We start from the raw sequence: 16,290 nt of genomic DNA, 5'->3' as shown, positions 1-16,290 counted from the left end.
TGGGAGAAGGGGCCGCCCGACAGCTCTTAGGCCGCTTTTGCCGCCGGTTTGGCCGATTTGACCTGGGTGGCGCTGCGGCGTCCGTCGATGCTGACCGGCACGTCGCCGTCGACCGTGGCGCGCCGCACGATCCGGTGCTCGGCGCCATAGTCGTTGACCGCATAATGCTGCGTGGCCCGGTTGTCCCAGATCGCCACGTCGCCGGCCTGCCACCGCCAGCGCACGGTGTTCTCGGGCGTCGTCACATAGCTCTGGAACAGCTCGTAGAGTTTTGACGAGTCGCTCTTCGACAGGCCGACGAAGCGCTGGACGAAATTGCCGAGCAGCAGCGAGCGCTCGCCGGTCTCCGGATGCACGCGCACGACAGGATGCTCGGTTTCGTAGACGGTCGAGGTGAAGACCTCCTCGAAATGCTTCCTTTCCTCGGCCGAGGCGCGGGGACGGACGGCGGCGTAATCATAGGCATTGCTGTGAATCGCCCACAGGTTCTCCGCCAGGAGCTTGAGCGGCGGCGGCAGGCTTTCATAGGCGGCATGCGTGTTGGACCAGATCGTGTCGCCTCCGGTAGCTGGAATGACGACGCCGCGCAGCACCGAGAATTTCGGATAGGCGTCCACGAAGGTGATGTCGGTGTGCCACTGGTCGGCGCGGCCGCCGCCGCGGCTGGAATCGAGATTGAGGATCGAGGCGGTGCCCGCCGCCGGTCCCTCCGTCGGATGCGGCACGAGATCGCCGAGCCGCCGCGCGAACAATTCATGCTCGGAATCGTCGAGATGCTCCTGGCCGCGGAAGAAGACCACCTTGTGGCGCAAAAGCAGCTGGTTGATCGCTGCGATGGTCGCATCCGGCAGGCTGCCGCCGAGGCGAATGCCTCGGATTTCCGCTCCGACGCGGGCGGTCAGCGGAACGACATCGGTCGCCGGAATGATCTGGTCGACAAGAACTGGGTTGCTCACGGGGTCTCTCCTGTTTGGTCTTCGGGGGAAAAGGCCGGGACTGCCGGATCGATCACTGCGACCAGTACTGCCAGGCCCAGTAAAAACTCTCGTCGCGCGGCGGCAGGCGGTCGCGTTCGCCGGCAAGCAGCACCGGCGTCGGCGATTTCGGTTCGTCCTGCGGTCGCTTGTCGTCCAGGCGCTTGTCTTCGGGTCGCTTATCGCCCGGTGGCAGACGCAACAGCCATGTCCCGACATGGGCGAACAGCACCGCGGTGGAATGGGTCATCGTCCTTCTCCTTCGCTTGAGCTCATTCCCGCCCCGCCCAGGGCACCAGGATCCGCTCGACCCGGCGGATGACGAATTCCAGGGCAAAGGCGATGATCGCGATCACCAGGATGCCCATCACCACCACGTCGGTGACCAGGAACTGCGCCGCCGACTGGATCATGAAGCCGAGCCCGCGCGTCGCCGCGACCAGCTCGGCCGCGACCAGCGTCGACCAGCCGGCGCCGAGCGCGATGCGCAGGCCGGTGAGGATTGATGGCAAGGCGCTCGGCAGGATCACGTGGCGGATGACCTGAATTCGGGTGGCGCCGAGCGATCGCGCCGCGTCGACGCGCTCGCGCGACACGCCGCGCACCCCGGCGGCGGTCGACAGCGCCACCGGCGCCAGCATGGCGATGGCGATCACCAGGATCTTCGACGGCTCGCCGATGCCGAACCAGATGATGATCAGCGGCAGATAGGCGAGCGGCGGGATCGGCCGCAGGAATTCGAGCAGCGGATCGAACACGCCGCGCCCGATCCGGCTGATGCCGATGGCGAGGCCGACCGGCACGCCGACGAGGACCGCCGCGACCAGCGCCGCGAACACGCGCCAGAGCGACGCGAGGATGTGCTGGAGCAGTGTCGCGTCGACGAACCCGTCGCGGGCGACGACGACGAACTTGGCCCAGACCGCGGCTGGCGAGGGCAGGAAGACAGGCGACACCAGCTGCAGCGAGGCCGCCACCGTCCAGGCGGCCAGCAGCGCGAGGATGGTGATCGCGCTGACCAGCCGGGCCGAGACTATCCGTCTCGGCTTTGGACGGGACCGCGACCATGGCACGGAAAACCCGTCATTCTCGCCGGCCTTCGCTCTCGCGCGTTCGCTATAGGCGCCGACGCTCATGCCGCCTCTCCTTCGAAGATCGCGTCGGTCAGCTCCGCGCGGGCCGCGGCAAAGGCCGGATCGGCCTTGATCGCGCGGATCGGCTCGCCGGCCGCGTAGCGGCGGCCGAAATGGGTTTCGAAAGCCCGCACCACATGGCCGGGCCCGGGCGCCAGCACGACGATGCGGGTGGCGAGCACCAGCGCTTCCTCGATGCCGTGCGTCACCATCAGCACGCCGGCATGGGCCGCTGCCCACAGATCGAGCAGCGTCGTCTGCATGCGCTCGCGCGTCAGCGCGTCGAGCGCGCCGAGCGGCTCGTCGAGCAGAAGGAATTCGGGTTCGGCGGCTAGCGCCCGGGCAAGGCCGACGCGCTGGCGCATGCCGCCGGAAAGCTCCCAGATGCGCTTGTCGCCGGCGTCGCCGAGCTTGACCAGCGACAGCAATTCGTCGGCGCGGCGCGCTCTGCTGCCGGCCGGCACGCCGCGCAGCCGGAGCGCGAAGGCGACGTTTTCCCGCGCCGTCAGCCAGGGAAACAGGGCATCGTTCTGGAACACCACGGCGCGGTCCGGCCCGGGCGCCGTGATCGGCCGGCCGTCGATCGTGGCCCGGCCGCGCGCGGGCTCGACCAGGCCGGCGGCGACGTTGAGCAGCGAGGTCTTGCCGCAGCCGGAACGGCCGACCAGCACGACGAAATCGCCGCTGCCGATGTCGAGCGAAACACGCTCGACCGCCGGCGCCGGCTGGCCGTCATAATGGACGCTGACCTTGTCGAGGGTGAGATGCGACATCGGGTTTTGGCCTCTGCTGGATCAAGGCACTGAATCTTGGAGCGTTGGGGCCTGCCCCGAAGTCGCGCCTCGGCTTCGGGACAGGCAAGCGCAAGGCCAGGGAAGAGTGGCCGCGCTTCCGAGCAATCCCTGGAAAGGCGGTCATCCTTCCGGGGATTGCGTGGAGAAAAGCTCAGTTCGAGGCGAGGGCCTCGCTGGCATATCTGGCCGTCACATATTTCGAATAGTCGGGCAGCACGGCGTCGACCTTGCCCTGCTCCTTGAGGAAGGCGGACGTCGCCGCAATGGCCTTGACGGTCGCGCCGCCGAGGAACTTGTCCGAGGCCTGCTCGTCGAGCGGCGGGAAGACATAGCCCTTGAGCAGTTCGGGCACCTCTTCCAGCTTGGCGCCGGTGAGCTTGGCGATCTTGCCGGCCTCGGGCGAGGACACCGACCAGGACTCCGGCTTGGCGAGGAACTGCGCATAGGCCTCGCCGGTCACCTTGACGAAGTCGCGCACGGCCTCGGGATGCTTTTCGGCAAAATCGGTGCGCACGATCCAGGCGTCGAAGGTCGGCGCGCCCCAGGCGGCGACCTGCGCGGAGTCCAGCACCACCTTGCCGGATGTCTTGACCTGGCCAAGCGCCGGGTCCCAGACATAGGCCGCGTCGATGTCGCCGCGTGCGAAGGCGGCGACGATCTCCGGCGGCCTCAGATTGAGGATCTCGACCGACTTCGGGTTGACGCCCTCATGCTTCAGCGCCGCGAGCAGGCTGTAATGCGTGGTCGAGACGAACGGCACGGCGACCTTCTTGCCGGCGAGGTCGGCGACCTTCTCGATGCCGGCGCCGTTGCGGGCGACCAGCGCTTCCGACGGACCGATCAGGCCGACGACGAAGATGGTCTGGATCGGCAGTTCGCGGCTGGCGGCCGCGGCCAGCGGGCTCGAGCCGACATAGCCGATATCGACCGAGCCGGAGGCGATCGCGGCGATGACGTCGGCGCCGGAATCGAACTTGCGCCAGTCGATCGCGGCCTTGGTCGCCTTTTCATAGGCGCCGTCGGCCTGCGGCACCTTCGAGGGCTCGACCACCGTCTGGTAGCCGATGGTGATTTTCAGATCCTCGGCGCTGGCCGGGCCGAGCAAGGCGGCGGCCGTAAGCGCGGCCGACGAGAGAAGCAGAATGCGTCGTGAAAGGATTGACATTGAAAGGCTCCATACGCCTGAGAGAACCGGATTGCTTTTCTATCGTCGGTTAATTCTATCGGGTTTGTAGAGTTAAATCCTTCCAAGCAAGCGAGCTTTGTTGGAAAAGTGTCGCCTGGTACCGGCGGAATGGGCGCAAAAGGACAGTAGTAGGTGGGTTGGCGACCGCCGTTGGCGATTGGCGGAGTCCTCGCTTCCCTCGTCATACATGACGAAGGACGATAGGCCGCCGCACTCAGGCCGAACGAAAATTCTCCCATCGCCCCATTCAGGCAAATCCATGCTTCAAATCGCAGGCGAATTGGAAACCGGGTTTCGTGCCCGACCCGCTTAGTATAGTAATCTTATCAACATTGGGAGTGAGAGAACGATGCGCGACCTTCTGAAGACCGTTCCGGCGATCGTTCGCGGCCCGCAGCCGAGGCGGCTGGCGGCGAGCGCCGCGCGCTGATCGCTCGATAAATTCCGGCTAGCAGTCATGGTTGGACGCGCCAATTCCATCATCATTGTCGGCGGCGGCGCCAGCGGTGTCGTGCTGGCCGCGCATCTGCTCAAGTCGCCCAATCCGGATTTGCGTGTCACGCTGATCGAGAAGCGGCCGCATTTCGGCCAGGGCATGGCCTATTCGACGCTGCTTTCGGCGCATGTGCTCAACGTCAACGCCTCCGGCATGAGCGCCTATGCCGACGACCCCACCCATTTCGCGCGCTGGGTGCTGGAGCGCGGCCTCGCCAAGCCGGACCAGGGGCCGTTCTATGCGCCGCGCAGCCTCTATGCCCGCTATCTGCAGGACGTGCTCGAGGGCCTGGAGGAACGCGAGCGCGAGACCGGTCGTCTGCGGCTGATCCGCGAGGAGAGCCTGTCCATCTCGCCAACCCCGTCGGGCGTCGAGGTGGCCCTGGCCAACGGTACCAGCGTCGTCGCGCATCTGGCCGTTTTGGCGACCGGCCATGACGAGCAGCCCGGCGCCTTCCAGGGCCAAGCCATCCGTATGGGATCGGAGGCCGATACCAAACTCGATCCGCAGGCCGCCGTCCTGCTGCTCGGCACCGGCTTGAGCATGGTCGACGCCTTCCTGTCGCTCGAGCAGCGCGGCCATTCGGGCGCCATCATAGCTGTGTCGCGGCGCGGTCTGCTGCCATCGCCGCACCGCAAGGGCAACCCCATCAAGCTCGATATCGCCGACATTCCGCTCGGCACCGAGCTTTCCTACTTCGTCGGCTGGTTCCGCAACCTGATCCGCGAGACCCAGAAGGCCGGCGGCGACTGGCGCGACGTGGTCGACGGCCTGAGGCCGTTCAACCAGACGATCTGGCAGAACTGGCCGTCCTCGGCCAAGCGCCGCTTCGTCGAGCACACCAAGGCCTGGTGGGACATCCACCGCCACCGCATGGCGCCGGAGGTCTACGCGCGCGTTACCGAAGCGGTGCGCTCGGGCCGCATCCGCCTCGTTGCCGGCAGGGTCGTGAATGTCGAGGCGAATGGCGGTTCCGTCGTGAAGATCCAGCCGCGCGGCACGCAGGATGTCGAGACCCTGGAGGTCGGCCGCCTCTATGATTGCATGGGCATCGCCCGCGACATTTCGAGGACGTCGAACGGCGTCGTGCGCTCGCTGATCGAGCGCGGCCTGGCGCGACCGGATCCGCTGCGCCTCGGCCTCGATGTCACCGCGAAATGCGAGCTGATCGCGGCCGACGGCACGGTGTCGTCGAAGCTGCTCGCCGTCGGCCCGCTGACGCGCGGCACCTTCTTCGAGATCGACGCCATCCCGGATATCCGGGTGCAATGCGCGAAGCTGGGTAAGCAGCTGCTGGGGTGATTTTTCGTCGAGGTCGGCGATCCGTCGCCCCCTCTCTGTCCTGCCGGACAGAGAGGGGGGACTTGGCGCCGGCCTAAATGAGAAGCGTGAAGCGCACGCCCAACTGAAATTCCATTCCTCCACTCGCCGCCGGATTGGCACGATCTATCTTCTTTCCAGATGAAAAGGGCTGGAAAAGACGGCGTCGCGCGATCCGCGAAACCGGAATGGGTTGCGGCGGCTAGAGCATGATCCCAAAAAGTGGGAACCGGTTTTGGAAAAGATCATGATCCAACAAGGATGCGCGAGATTGCGAACACCCGCATGACCTGCTTCCATGGAGCAACTGATGAGCGAGCAAAGACAACCGGCGCCCGGCGGCGCGGACACCAACCTGTCGAGGCTGCGGCCGCCTTACGCGTCGGTGCTCGACCTGATCGGCCAGACGCCGATCGTCGAGCTGACCAGATTCGACACCGGCAAATGCCGCCTGTTCATCAAGCTCGAAAGCCAGAATCCCGGCGGCTCGATCAAGGACCGCATCGCGCTGTCGATGATCGCGGCGGCCGAGAAATCGGGCGTGCTGAAGCGCGGCGGCACCATCGTCGAGGCGACCGCCGGCAACACCGGCCTCGGCCTTGCCCAGGTCGGCATCCCGAAAGGCTACCGCATCATCCTGGTCGTGCCCGACAAGATGTCGCGCGAAAAGATCCAGCACCTGCGCGCTTTGGGCGCCGAGGTGCGCATGACCCGCTCCGATGTCGGCAAGGGCCATCCCGAATATTACCAGGACATGGCCGAGAAGATTGCCGCCGAGCTGCCTGGCGCCTTCTACGCCAACCAGTTCGCCAACCCGGCCAACCCGCTGGCGCATGAGACGACGACCGGCCCGGAAATCTTCTCGCAGCTCGAAGGCGATGTCGACGCGGTTGTGGTCGGCGTCGGCTCGGGCGGCACGCTCACCGGCCTCGGCCGCTTTTTCGCGAAACACTCGCCCAAGACCGAGATGGTGCTGGCCGACCCGGTCGGCTCGGTGCTGGCGCCGCTGATCAAGACCGGCAAGATGGAAGAGGCCGGCAGCTGGACCGTCGAAGGCATCGGCGAGGATTTCGTGCCGCCCAATGCCGATCTGTCGCTGGTCAAGAAGGCCTATTCGATTCCCGACAAGCAGAGCATGCTGGCCGTGCGTGATCTGTTGTCGCGCGAAGGCATCCTCGCCGGCTCCTCCTCCGGCACGCTGTTGTCGGCCGCCCTGCGCTATTGCCGCGAGCAGACGGCGCCGAAGCGCGTCGTCACCTTCGTCTGCGACAGCGGCAACAAATATCTGTCGAAAGTCTTCGACGATATCTGGCTGGCCGAGCAGGGCCTGGCCGACCAGGAGCAGCATGGCGACCTGCGCGACCTCGTCATGCGCTCGCCGCGCACCGGCGACATCGTCACCGTCGGCCCGGACGAGAGCCTGCTCAACGCCTATGGCCGCATGCGCCGCTCCGACGTCTCGCAACTGCCGGTGCTGGATGAAGGCAGGCTGATCGGCATCGTCGACGAGAGCGACATCCTGGCCAAGGTCGACGGCCCCTATGACGGCCGCTGGGACCGCTTCAACGGCCCGGTGCGCTCGGCCATGACCTCGAACCTGCACACGCTGCAGGCCAACCAGACGCTCGATGCGCTCTTGCCCGTCTTCGACCGCAACGAGGTCGCCATCGTCTTCGATGGCGAGGAGTTCGTCGGCCTGATAACCCGTATCGACCTGATCAACCATTTGAGGCGCCGCGCAAAATGACGTCAAACGGCAAGAACCGCCTGGCCTTTTCCACCCGCACCATCCATGGCGGCCAGAGCCACGACCCGCTGACCGGCGCGGTGATGGTGCCGATCTACGCGACCTCCACCTACGGCCAGCAGTCGCCCGGCGTGCACAAGGGCTTTGAATATGCCCGCAGCCAGAACCCGACGCGCTTCGCCTTCGAGCGCGCCGTGGCAGACCTCGAAAGCGGCTCGGCCGCCTTCGCCTTCGCCTCCGGCCTGGCGGCGATCGGCACGGTGCTCGAGCTGCTCGACTCCGGCGCCCACATCGTCGCCACCGACGACATCTATGGCGGCTCGTTCCGACTGATGGAGCGCGTGCGCAAGCGCTCCGCCGGCCTTGAGGTGAGTTTTGCCGACTTCACCGACCTTGCCGCGGTCGAGGCGGCGATCCGCCCCGAGACGAAGCTGCTCTGGGTCGAGACGCCGACCAACCCGCTGCTGCGCATCGTCGATCTCGAAGCGCTCGCGGCCTTGGCCAAGCGCAAGGGCTTGCTCACCGTCGCCGACAACACGTTCTGCAGCCCTTATATCCAGCGTCCGCTGGAGCTCGGCATCGACATCGTCGTGCATTCGACGACGAAATATTTGAACGGCCATTCCGACATGGTCGGCGGCGTCGCGGTCGTCGGCGACAACAAGGACCTCGCGGCGCAATTGAAATTCCTGCAGAACGCCATCGGCGCCATCTCCGGCCCGTTCGACAGCTTTCTCGCGCTGCGCGGCATCAAGACCCTGGCGCTCAGGATGGAGCGTCACTCGGCCAACGGCTTGAAAATAGCGCAATGGCTGGAAACGCGAAAAGACGTCCGCCGCGTCATCTATCCCGGCCTCGCCAGCCACCCGCAGCACGCCATCGCCGTCCAGCAGATGCACGCCTTCGGCGGCATGATCTCGGTCGACCTCGACCGCGATCTGGCGGGAACGAAGCGCTTCCTCGAACGCACGCAGCTCTTCACGCTGGCCGAAAGCCTGGGCGGCGTCGAAAGCCTGATCGAGCATCCGGCGCTGATGACACACGGCTCGATCCCGGCGGAAAAGCGCGGGGCGATCGGGATCACGGACTCGCTGGTGCGGCTGTCCTGCGGGATCGAGGACGGGGATGATCTGATCGCGGATCTGGAGCAGGCGTTGGCGCACTAGCTTCCGCCAATCGCTGAACGTTGCGATCCTTCGCGCCCCCTCTGTCCTGCCGGACATCTCCCCCACTTGGGGGGAGATTGGCAGTTCCAGCGTCCCGCTCATCTCTGCAATGTTGGCGATTGGCGAAAGCCGCGGTGACGGCTGATCTCCCCCCAAGTGGGGGAGATGGCCGGCAGGCCAGAGAGGGGCGCTGTCCCGCCGACATCTCTGCGTGTGTGCCATTGCAGACCGCAGCTTACGCTTTACAGTGAGCCAACTTGCGATCTCCGGAGGCGCCATGCGCGTGATCGTGTTGGGTGGCGGCGTTGTCGGCGTCACCACGGCTTACCAGCTGCAGAAGGACGGGCACGAGGTCGTCATCCTCGAGCGCCAGCCTCAGGTCGCGGCCGAGACCAGCTGGGGCAATGCCGGCATGATCGCGCCGGGGCATTCCTTCGTCTGGTCGTCGCCCAGGGCGCCGATGATCCTGTTGAAATCGCTGGTGCTGAAGGACCAGGCGCTGCGCTTCAAGCTTTCGGCCGATTCCCGGCTCTACAGCTGGTCCTGGCTCTTCCTGATGGAATGCACGGCGCAGAAGGCCAGGCGCAACACGCTGCTCAAGCATCGCCTCGCCGCCTATTCGCAATCCGTCCTGCAAGAGGTCGTCGCAGACGAGGCGATCGAATACGACCGCAACGATCGCGGCATCCTCTATTTCTATCGCAGCCAGCAGGCGCTCGACAAAGGCGTCGATCACATGCGGCTGCTCGAATCCGACGGCCAGCTGATCAAGGTGCTCGACCGCGACGCCATCGTCGCGCTCGATCCGTCGCTGGCCTCCGCACGCGAAAAAATTGCCGGCGGCATCCATTGCCCGACCGACGAGACCGGCGACCCGGCGAAATTCACCCGGGCGCTTGCCGCCAAGGTGGTCGAGCGCGGCGGCGAGATCCGCACCGGCACCACCATCACCGGCATCGAGACTTCCAGAGACGGCGTCGCGCAGGTGATGACGGACAAGGGCGCGGTCAAGGGCGACGCCTATGTGCTGGCGCTAGGCTCCTACAGTCCGCTCATCGCCAAGACGGTCGGCATCAGCCTGCCGATCTATCCGATCAAGGGCTATTCGCTGACCATCCCCATCGGCAACCGCCCGGCGCCACCGACCATCGCCGCGATCGACGAGCACAATCTGGTCGCCATCTCGCGCTTCGGCGACCGGCTGCGCGTCACCGCGACCGCCGAGTTCGCCGGCTACGACACCAGCCACAAGCCGGCCGACTTCGCCTTCATGAAGGGCGTGACCGAGGAGCTTTATCCCGAAGGCGCCGATTACGACCGCGCCGAGATGTGGGCGGGTCTCAGGCCGATGACGCCGAACAACCTGCCCGAGTTCGGCCAGCGGCGTTTGCGCAATCTCTACCTCAACACCGGGCACGGCCATATCGGCTGGACCATGTCGCACGGCTCGGCCCGCATCACCGCCGACCTCATTGCCGGCCGCAAGCCGGCCATATCGATGGACGGTCTTTTGAACTGAGAGCAGGATCCCGGATGGGGTCGACCCATGAATCGACAATGAAAGGGAATGCCATGTCTGTCAGCGCGGCTGCCACCCGCCCTCAATCCTCGGGACCGGTCGATTTGGGCATATTGCCATCGGAGATCGACGGCGGCCTCGCCTCGCGCGCGGCGATCGGCCTTGCCATCCTCGCCACCGACCAGACGCTGGAGCATGAGTTCCGCGCGCTGGTCCGCATTCCCGGCGTCGCCTTCTATGAGGCGCGGCTGTTCAACGACAACGACATCACGCCCGAAACGCTGAGGGCCATGGGCCCGCGCATCGCGCCCACCGTGGATCTCATCCTGCCCAGCATCCCGCTCGACGTCGTCGGCTTCGGCTGCACTTCGGCGACCATGACGCTTGGCGAGGAAGCCGTCTTCGCCGAGATCAGGAAGGCGCGGCCCGGCGTCGCCTGCACCACGCCGGTCACCGGCGCCTTGGCCGCCTTCAAGGCGCTCGGCGCCAAAGGCATCGGCCTGCTCACGCCCTATGCGCCCGAGATCAACCAGGGCCTTGTCCGCTATTTCACCGGCCGCGGCCTCGATATCGCCGCCGTCGCTACCTTCGACCGCCGCGACGATCGTGAAGCCGCCCGCATATCGCTCGCCTCGATCGAGGCGGCGGCCGAGCGCATGGCGCAAGTGCCCGGCGTCGAAGCGATCTTCATCTCCTGCACCAGCCTGCGCGTCGCCGAGGCGGTGGCGGAGCTGGAGCGGCGCATCGGCATTCCCGTCACCTCCTCCAACCACGCCATGGCCTGGCACTGCCTGCGCCTCGCCGGCATCGACGACGTGGTGTCGGCCGGCGGCCGGTTGTTTGCGCTGAAAGCCGTGTGAGAGGTTACACCGGCTTCCAGCCGTAATGGGTGACCGGGTCCTTGTTGCGCGGATGCAGGTCGTCGCGCAGGAAGGTCAGTTCGGCCTTCTCGTAGAATCGCCGGGCGCGAAAATTGCCTGACCGCGTGTAGAGCGTGAAGCCTGACGGCATCGCCTGTATGGCATGTTGAAGCAACGCCTGGCCGATGCCGGCGCCAAGCGTGTCCGGCCGCACAAACAGCTGGTCGAGCACTGCCTCGCGTGGCTTGATCGCGACGAAGCCGATCACCTCGCCGTCGCGGGCGGCGACCGCCACGTCCCACCCCGCGTTGAATTCGACATCCACGCGCCGGCGCAAATCCTGAAGCGTCGGCATCGTCGCCGGACCGACCGTCGGCAGGCTGGCGCTCTCATGCCAGACCTCGGCGATCTGGTCATGGTCGGCCGTCCCGGCCGGTCTGATAACGAAGGTGGCGTTCATGCTGCATCCCGGGAATTAGCTGGCCGTAGCATGCTTCACTGTTCAGTTGGGCCGATTTCGGGCGCCGATCTCCTCGATGAGTTTACAAATGTCGTTCTCGCCGAAGGGGAGGCCGGCGAGCGCCGAGCATCGCCTGGCCACGGTGACGGCACTCGGCTGGCTGGATGTCTGATACCGCGTCTCACTCGGTAATCGTCTGACGCATATCCGCCAGCGAGACCATCAGTGTCATCGGGTTTAGCGGCGAAGGGCTGAACCCCAGCGCGGTATAGAAGGTCTGCGCCTCATCCGAGATTGCGTGGACCAGGATACCGCGAATGCCGAGCGACTGCGCCGCATTCATCACCCGGCGAGCCGCGTCTTGCACCAGCGCTCGGCCGAGGCCTCGGCGTTGATGAGAAACATCGATGGCAAGACGGGCAAGGATGGCGACTGGAATGGGATCCGGCATATTGCGCCGGAAGCGGCCTGGTGCCTGGCTGGCGATGACGCTGCCGGAAGCGAGCGCGTAATAAGCAACGATCCTTGCATCCCGGCAAACGATGAAAGTCCTTGTCGCGCCGTTATCCTGATTGGCAAGCGCCCTGCGCTTGAGCCAGTCGTCGAGAACCGGAACGCCGGATGAGAATGAGGATAGATCATGACTGCGGTCCAGCGGCACAGGCGGCTGGAACGTCACTTGCTCTTCCAAGGCAACGGCGCGTTCATCAGCCGGGAGAGCCTCTCATTGGGCTTGGCCGGCGCGTCGAGCAAGGCTAGAAATTCCGCATAAGCCTCCGGCGAGACTTTGATGAGTGTTCGGTCGAGCAACGTGTCCTCGGCCATGCGCCGGGCTGCATCGAGGATGAAATCCGTTCGGGTCTTGCCAAGAGCGCGCGCAGCTTCGTCGATCAGGCCGCGCTCCTCCGGCTTGATGCGGATATTGAGCGTGCTTCTCTTGGAAGCCTCGTCTGGAGATTCGTGTTTCATGGTTTGAGAATAACAGGAGGTAATGACGCTGTCATTACCTCCTTGCGCTTGATTGGCCTGCGCGTTCGAACCCACGCGTTAACGGAATCGGAAGGAGATGTTTAACGCTTCGTCTCTATGTCCCCTCGCCGGGAGGCATCACAGAGCGAGCATGATGAACGACGAAAAGCGAAACGAATGGCGTGCCATCTTCTACGTGCAGGCGCGCGTCGCCATCCTGTTCGTGCCGGTTGTGCTCAGCCTCCTCCTCATCGGCATCTTCGCCGGCAATGAGCGCAAATCCGTGCCCGACGCCGTCGACCCGACGGTGACGGGTTCGGTGCGTTAAAGCGTACCCTCAAACAAACTTCGGGATCGGGCCGTTCTGCGGCGTCGTGTCGCCGCCGAGGTCGATGAACACCTCGTCGACAAAGCACCAGCCCCAGCCTTCCGGCGGGTCGTAGCCCTCGATGACCGGATGCTGCGTGGCATGGAAATGCTTTGTCGCGTGGCGGTTGGGCGAGTCGTCGCAGCAGCCGACATGGCCGCAGGTTCGGCAGAGCCTCAGATGCACCCACCAGGACCCGCTCTTCAGGCATTCCTCGCAGCCCAGCGCGCTCGGCGTGACCTTTTTGATGTCCTTGGTATGCCTGCATTCGTCCATCACGCTCTCCTCGCCGGTTCACCATTTTGCGCCAGATAGCCATGCAAGGCCGCGACCACCTGCGCGCCTTCGCCGACGGCGGCCGCGACACGCTTGGTCGAGCCGCAGCGCACGTCGCCGATCGCGAACACGCCGCTTCGGCTCGTCTCCATCAGCCCGTGCCCCGGTGTCGTGTCCGGGCCGGTGCGCACGAAGCCCTTGGCGTCGAGCGCCACGTTGCAATTCGCCAGCCAGTCGGTGTTCGGGTCGGCGCCGATGAACAGGAAGAGGTGGCGGATGGCGCGGCTCGTCTCCTCGCCGGTCGCCCGGTTGCGCCAGCGCAGCGTTTCCAGATTGCCTTCGCTGCCCTCCAGCGCCGCGACCTCGGTCTCCGCCAGCACCTCGATGTTCGGCTGCGCCGCGATGCGCTCGACAAGATAGCGCGACATGGTGGCGTCGAGGCTGTCGCGGCGCGCCAGGAGCGTCACCTTGCGCACTTGGCTCGCCAGATAGACGGCCGCCTGTCCGGCCGAATTGCCGGCGCCGACCAGCGCCACCTCCTGGTCCTGGCAAAGCCTGGCCTCGATCGGCGAGGCCCAGTAATGCACCGACGTTCCCTCGAACTGCGCCAGGTTGGCGATATCGAGCCGGCGGTAGCGCGCGCCGCTGGCGATCACCACGGAACGCGTGCGCACGCTCTCGCCGTCGCCGATGGCAAGCTGGTAGCGGGCGCCGTCGTCGGCATCGTCCAGCAGCTTCGCTTCGTCTGGGATGACCATCTCGACGCCGAATTTCTGCGCCTGGTTATAGGCGCGCGCCATCAGCGCCATGCCGGTGATGCCGGTCGGGAAGCCGAGATAGTTTTCGATCCGGGCCGAGGCGCCCGCCTGTCCGCCGAAGGCGCGGCAGTCGAGCACGATGGTCGAAAGCCCTTCCGAGGCGGCATAGACCGCCGCGGCCAGCCCCGCCGGTCCGGCGCCGACGATCGCCACGTCGAACACCTTGTCGGCATCGATCGGCCGCAACAGGCCGACGCAGCGGGCTAGCTCGTTCTCGCCCGGATTGTGCATCAGCTTGCCGTTGGGGCAGAGCACGATCGGCAGATGGTGCGGGTCGACATGGAAACGCTCGATCAGCGTCTTGGCGCAAGGGTCGGTGTCGGAATCGAGCGCTCGGTGCGGAAGCCCGCTGCGCCGCAGAAAACCCTGCAGCCGCAGCACGTCGCCATTGCCCGGAGGGCCGATGACGACCGGGCCGCTGGCGCCGCTTTCCAAGAGCCCGACGCGGCGCAGGATCAGCGCCCGCATGACGCGTTCACCGAGATTGGCCTCCTGCACCATCAGGTCGCGCAGCCGCTGCGAGGGGATGACGATCGCCGCGACCGGACCGTTCGCCTCGGCGTTGACCAGCGACGGCCGGTTCGACAGCTGCGCCAGCTCGCCGACGAAATTGCCGGCGCCGTAAGTGACGATCGGCTCGCGCGGCCCGATCCCGCCGGCCTGGGTGATGTCGACCTTGCCCGACAGGATGAGGATCACCCCTGGCGAAACCGTGCCCGCCGTCACGATGTGCTCGCCGCCGGCATAGGCGCGTTCCTCGCCGAAGCGGCGCATGCGCTCGATATCCGCATCGGTGAGGATCGGGAACATCTGGTCGCGGCGGGCGGCGATGGTCGGGCTGACGGAAGGGGCCATGGCGCGGACCGTAGCGCCGGGGCGGTCGGGTTTGAAGCGCTTTGTTCAGCGCCTAGCTGGGAGGGCAGGTGGACTGGAGGACGCCTGACGAGCCCGCGAATCGCTCAAAATCGCGCAGCGGGTGAAAGTCACCGGTATTCACCGGCGTGTGTGCGATCCTAAGCACCGGATACAATTGAGAAATAAGGTTCGACAGTAGGGAAAAACTCCCGAAAAAAGCAGGCGGCATACTGCAAGCGACGTGATGCCTCTTCGGGAGGTTGAAATGCAGGAAGCCGCGAAATTGCTCACAGCGCTTGGTGCCAGCATCCAAGCCATCGAGGCCTATCTGAGCACCGTTGAGCGATCGACGCTGGACAATCTGCTGGCAGTCCTTTGCCAAATCGCCGGCGGGAAGCGCCCCGATGATCATGATGATCTTGGTGTATCGCGAGATAGATGCCCGGCGGAGCCCGCAATGAGGATGGCTAGGCGACGTCGCTTCCGCGCTCCGCGATAACGATCCAGAGGTCCGAAAGTACAATCTACGGCTGAAGCTATCCCGTTGGCAGTCGGGATGAAATGGTGCCCAGAAGAGGACTCGAACCTCCACTCCTTGCGGAACACGGACCTGAACCGTGCGCGTCTACCAATTCCGCCATCTGGGCTGGTGGGCGCTCATGTAAGCGGGCAAACGATGTGTGTCAACGCGCTTTTTTCGTGAGCCGCCCCGGCTGGCCGAATGGCCTCACCCCTCCAGCACGTCCTTCGACGCCACGGTGGAATCGGCGTTGAGCTTGTAGACGATCGGCACGCCGGTGCCGAGCTCGAGCTTGACGATCTCCTCGCCCGACTTGCCGTCCAGCGCCATGATCAGCGCGCGCAGCGAATTGCCGTGCGCGGCGACCAGCACTGTCTCGCCGCGCAGCACATGCGGCTGCACGTCGTGCAGGTAATAGGGCCATACGCGCGCGCCGGTGTCCTTCAGGCTTTCGCCGCCGGGCGGCGCGATGTCGTAGGAACGGCGCCAGACATGTACCTGCTCCTCGCCCCATTTCTTGCGCGCGTCGTCCTTGTTGAGGCCGGAGAGGTCGCCATAGTCGCGCTCGTTGAGCGCCTGGTCGCGGATCGTCTTCAGGTCGCTCTGGCCGACGACGTCGAGGATGTGCTGGCAGGTCTTCTGCGCCCGCTTCAAGGCCGAGGTATAGGCGATGTCGAATTTCAGGCCCCGCGCCTTGAGCTTCTCGCCGGCCGCGAGCGCCTCGGCGGTGCCCTGGTCCGTCAGGTCGACGTCGCGCCAGCCGGTGAACAGGTTCTTCAGGTTCCATTCGCTCTGGCCGTGGCGCACGAGCACGAGAGTTCCCGACATGT

18 protein-coding genes and 1 tRNA gene are annotated in these 16,290 nt (G+C 65.6%); 6 read left to right on the top strand and 13 right to left on the bottom strand.

Going from position 1 to position 16,290, the window contains the following annotated elements; genetic code table 11:
* Nucleotides 1-26 precede the first annotated feature (26 nt).
* From LB572_RS21430 to tauA, 5 genes are all read right to left on the bottom strand, one after another.
* Nucleotides 27-956: a TauD/TfdA dioxygenase family protein gene (locus LB572_RS21430; RefSeq protein WP_224669117.1), complete on the bottom strand. Its 930-nt coding sequence runs from the start codon at nucleotides 954-956 to the stop codon at nucleotides 27-29.
* Between the two features lie 52 nt (nucleotides 957-1,008).
* Nucleotides 1,009-1,224 (bottom strand): hypothetical protein, encoded by a 216-nt coding sequence (locus tag LB572_RS21425; protein ID WP_224669116.1) that lies wholly within the window; start codon nucleotides 1,222-1,224, stop codon nucleotides 1,009-1,011.
* Nucleotides 1,225-1,246: 22 nt separating this feature from the next.
* Nucleotides 1,247-2,110: an ABC transporter permease subunit gene (locus LB572_RS21420; RefSeq protein WP_224669115.1), complete on the bottom strand. Its 864-nt coding sequence runs from the start codon at nucleotides 2,108-2,110 to the stop codon at nucleotides 1,247-1,249.
* A complete protein-coding gene (locus LB572_RS21415) occupies nucleotides 2,107-2,880 on the bottom strand; it encodes a taurine ABC transporter ATP-binding protein (RefSeq protein WP_224669114.1) in 774 nt (257 codons plus the stop codon). Before LB572_RS21415 ends, LB572_RS21420 begins: the two co-directional genes overlap by 4 nt.
* Before the next feature lie 172 nt (nucleotides 2,881-3,052).
* The gene (tauA, locus tag LB572_RS21410) at nucleotides 3,053-4,066 is read right to left on the bottom strand and encodes a taurine ABC transporter substrate-binding protein (RefSeq protein WP_224669113.1); all 1,014 of its coding nucleotides are present in this window, start codon (nucleotides 4,064-4,066) and stop codon (nucleotides 3,053-3,055) included.
* A gap of 478 nt (nucleotides 4,067-4,544) precedes the next feature.
* On the opposite strand from tauA, the gene LB572_RS21405 reads away from it, so the two are divergent.
* The 5 genes from LB572_RS21405 to LB572_RS21385 all read left to right on the top strand — a co-directional run bounded on the left by LB572_RS21405 (nucleotide 4,545) and on the right by LB572_RS21385 (nucleotide 11,195).
* Nucleotides 4,545-5,885, top strand: a complete 1,341-nt coding sequence (locus LB572_RS21405) for an FAD/NAD(P)-binding protein (RefSeq protein ID WP_224669112.1) — start codon at nucleotides 4,545-4,547, stop codon at nucleotides 5,883-5,885.
* A 328-nt stretch (nucleotides 5,886-6,213) separates the two neighbouring features.
* Complete coding sequence (locus tag LB572_RS21400) at nucleotides 6,214-7,650, top strand: pyridoxal-phosphate dependent enzyme (RefSeq protein ID WP_224669111.1); 1,437 nt, start codon at nucleotides 6,214-6,216, stop codon at nucleotides 7,648-7,650.
* The gene (locus LB572_RS21395; protein WP_224669110.1) at nucleotides 7,647-8,816 is read left to right on the top strand and encodes a trans-sulfuration enzyme family protein; all 1,170 of its coding nucleotides are present in this window, start codon (nucleotides 7,647-7,649) and stop codon (nucleotides 8,814-8,816) included. Before LB572_RS21400 ends, LB572_RS21395 begins: the two co-directional genes overlap by 4 nt.
* Before the next feature lie 277 nt (nucleotides 8,817-9,093).
* Complete coding sequence (locus LB572_RS21390) at nucleotides 9,094-10,335, top strand: D-amino acid dehydrogenase (protein ID WP_224669109.1); 1,242 nt, start codon at nucleotides 9,094-9,096, stop codon at nucleotides 10,333-10,335.
* A gap of 53 nt (nucleotides 10,336-10,388) precedes the next feature.
* A complete protein-coding gene (locus LB572_RS21385; RefSeq protein ID WP_224669108.1) occupies nucleotides 10,389-11,195 on the top strand; it encodes an aspartate/glutamate racemase family protein in 807 nt (268 codons plus the stop codon).
* A gap of 4 nt (nucleotides 11,196-11,199) precedes the next feature.
* Here LB572_RS21385 and LB572_RS21380 read toward each other — a convergent pair whose 3' ends face one another.
* The 3 genes from LB572_RS21380 to LB572_RS21370 form a co-directional block, all read right to left on the bottom strand.
* Nucleotides 11,200-11,655: a GNAT family N-acetyltransferase gene (locus LB572_RS21380; RefSeq protein ID WP_224669107.1), complete on the bottom strand. Its 456-nt coding sequence runs from the start codon at nucleotides 11,653-11,655 to the stop codon at nucleotides 11,200-11,202.
* Nucleotides 11,656-11,836: 181 nt separating this feature from the next.
* A complete protein-coding gene (locus tag LB572_RS21375; RefSeq protein WP_224669106.1) occupies nucleotides 11,837-12,334 on the bottom strand; it encodes a GNAT family N-acetyltransferase in 498 nt (165 codons plus the stop codon).
* Nucleotides 12,331-12,624 carry a DUF1778 domain-containing protein gene (locus LB572_RS21370; RefSeq protein ID WP_224669164.1) on the bottom strand — a complete coding sequence of 98 codons (294 nt, stop codon included), beginning with the start codon at nucleotides 12,622-12,624 and terminating at the stop codon, nucleotides 12,331-12,333. The genes LB572_RS21375 and LB572_RS21370 overlap by 4 nt, the downstream gene beginning before the upstream one ends.
* 154 nt (nucleotides 12,625-12,778) lie before the next feature.
* Between LB572_RS21370 and LB572_RS21365 the strand changes: the two genes are divergently transcribed.
* Nucleotides 12,779-12,952: a hypothetical protein gene (locus LB572_RS21365; RefSeq protein ID WP_181179496.1), complete on the top strand. Its 174-nt coding sequence runs from the start codon at nucleotides 12,779-12,781 to the stop codon at nucleotides 12,950-12,952.
* Nucleotides 12,953-12,961: 9 nt separating this feature from the next.
* On the opposite strand, the gene LB572_RS21360 is transcribed toward LB572_RS21365, so the two are convergent.
* The 5 genes from LB572_RS21360 to LB572_RS21340 all read right to left on the bottom strand — a co-directional run bounded on the left by LB572_RS21360 (nucleotide 12,962) and on the right by LB572_RS21340 (nucleotide 16,288).
* The gene (locus LB572_RS21360) at nucleotides 12,962-13,267 is read right to left on the bottom strand and encodes a UBP-type zinc finger domain-containing protein (protein ID WP_224669105.1); all 306 of its coding nucleotides are present in this window, start codon (nucleotides 13,265-13,267) and stop codon (nucleotides 12,962-12,964) included.
* On the bottom strand, nucleotides 13,267-14,940 hold the full coding sequence (locus tag LB572_RS21355; protein ID WP_224669104.1) for an FAD-dependent oxidoreductase: 1,674 nt from the start codon (nucleotides 14,938-14,940) through the stop codon (nucleotides 13,267-13,269). The genes LB572_RS21360 and LB572_RS21355 overlap by 1 nt, the downstream gene beginning before the upstream one ends.
* A 52-nt stretch (nucleotides 14,941-14,992) precedes the next feature.
* On the bottom strand, nucleotides 14,993-15,352 hold the full coding sequence (locus tag LB572_RS21350) for a hypothetical protein (RefSeq protein ID WP_224669103.1): 360 nt from the start codon (nucleotides 15,350-15,352) through the stop codon (nucleotides 14,993-14,995).
* 150 nt (nucleotides 15,353-15,502) lie between these two features.
* A tRNA-Leu gene (locus tag LB572_RS21345) sits at nucleotides 15,503-15,587 on the bottom strand.
* 80 nt (nucleotides 15,588-15,667) lie between these two features.
* The gene (locus tag LB572_RS21340) at nucleotides 15,668-16,288 is read right to left on the bottom strand and encodes a 2,3-bisphosphoglycerate-dependent phosphoglycerate mutase (protein WP_224669102.1); all 621 of its coding nucleotides are present in this window, start codon (nucleotides 16,286-16,288) and stop codon (nucleotides 15,668-15,670) included.
* Nucleotides 16,289-16,290: the final 2 nt, after the last annotated feature.

The organism is Mesorhizobium sp. BH1-1-5, from assembly GCF_020165615.1.
Taxonomy (GTDB): domain Bacteria; phylum Pseudomonadota; class Alphaproteobacteria; order Rhizobiales; family Rhizobiaceae; genus Mesorhizobium.
Note: the sequence above shows the minus strand (reverse complement) of the source record. Positions and strands in the feature narration are given on the sequence as shown.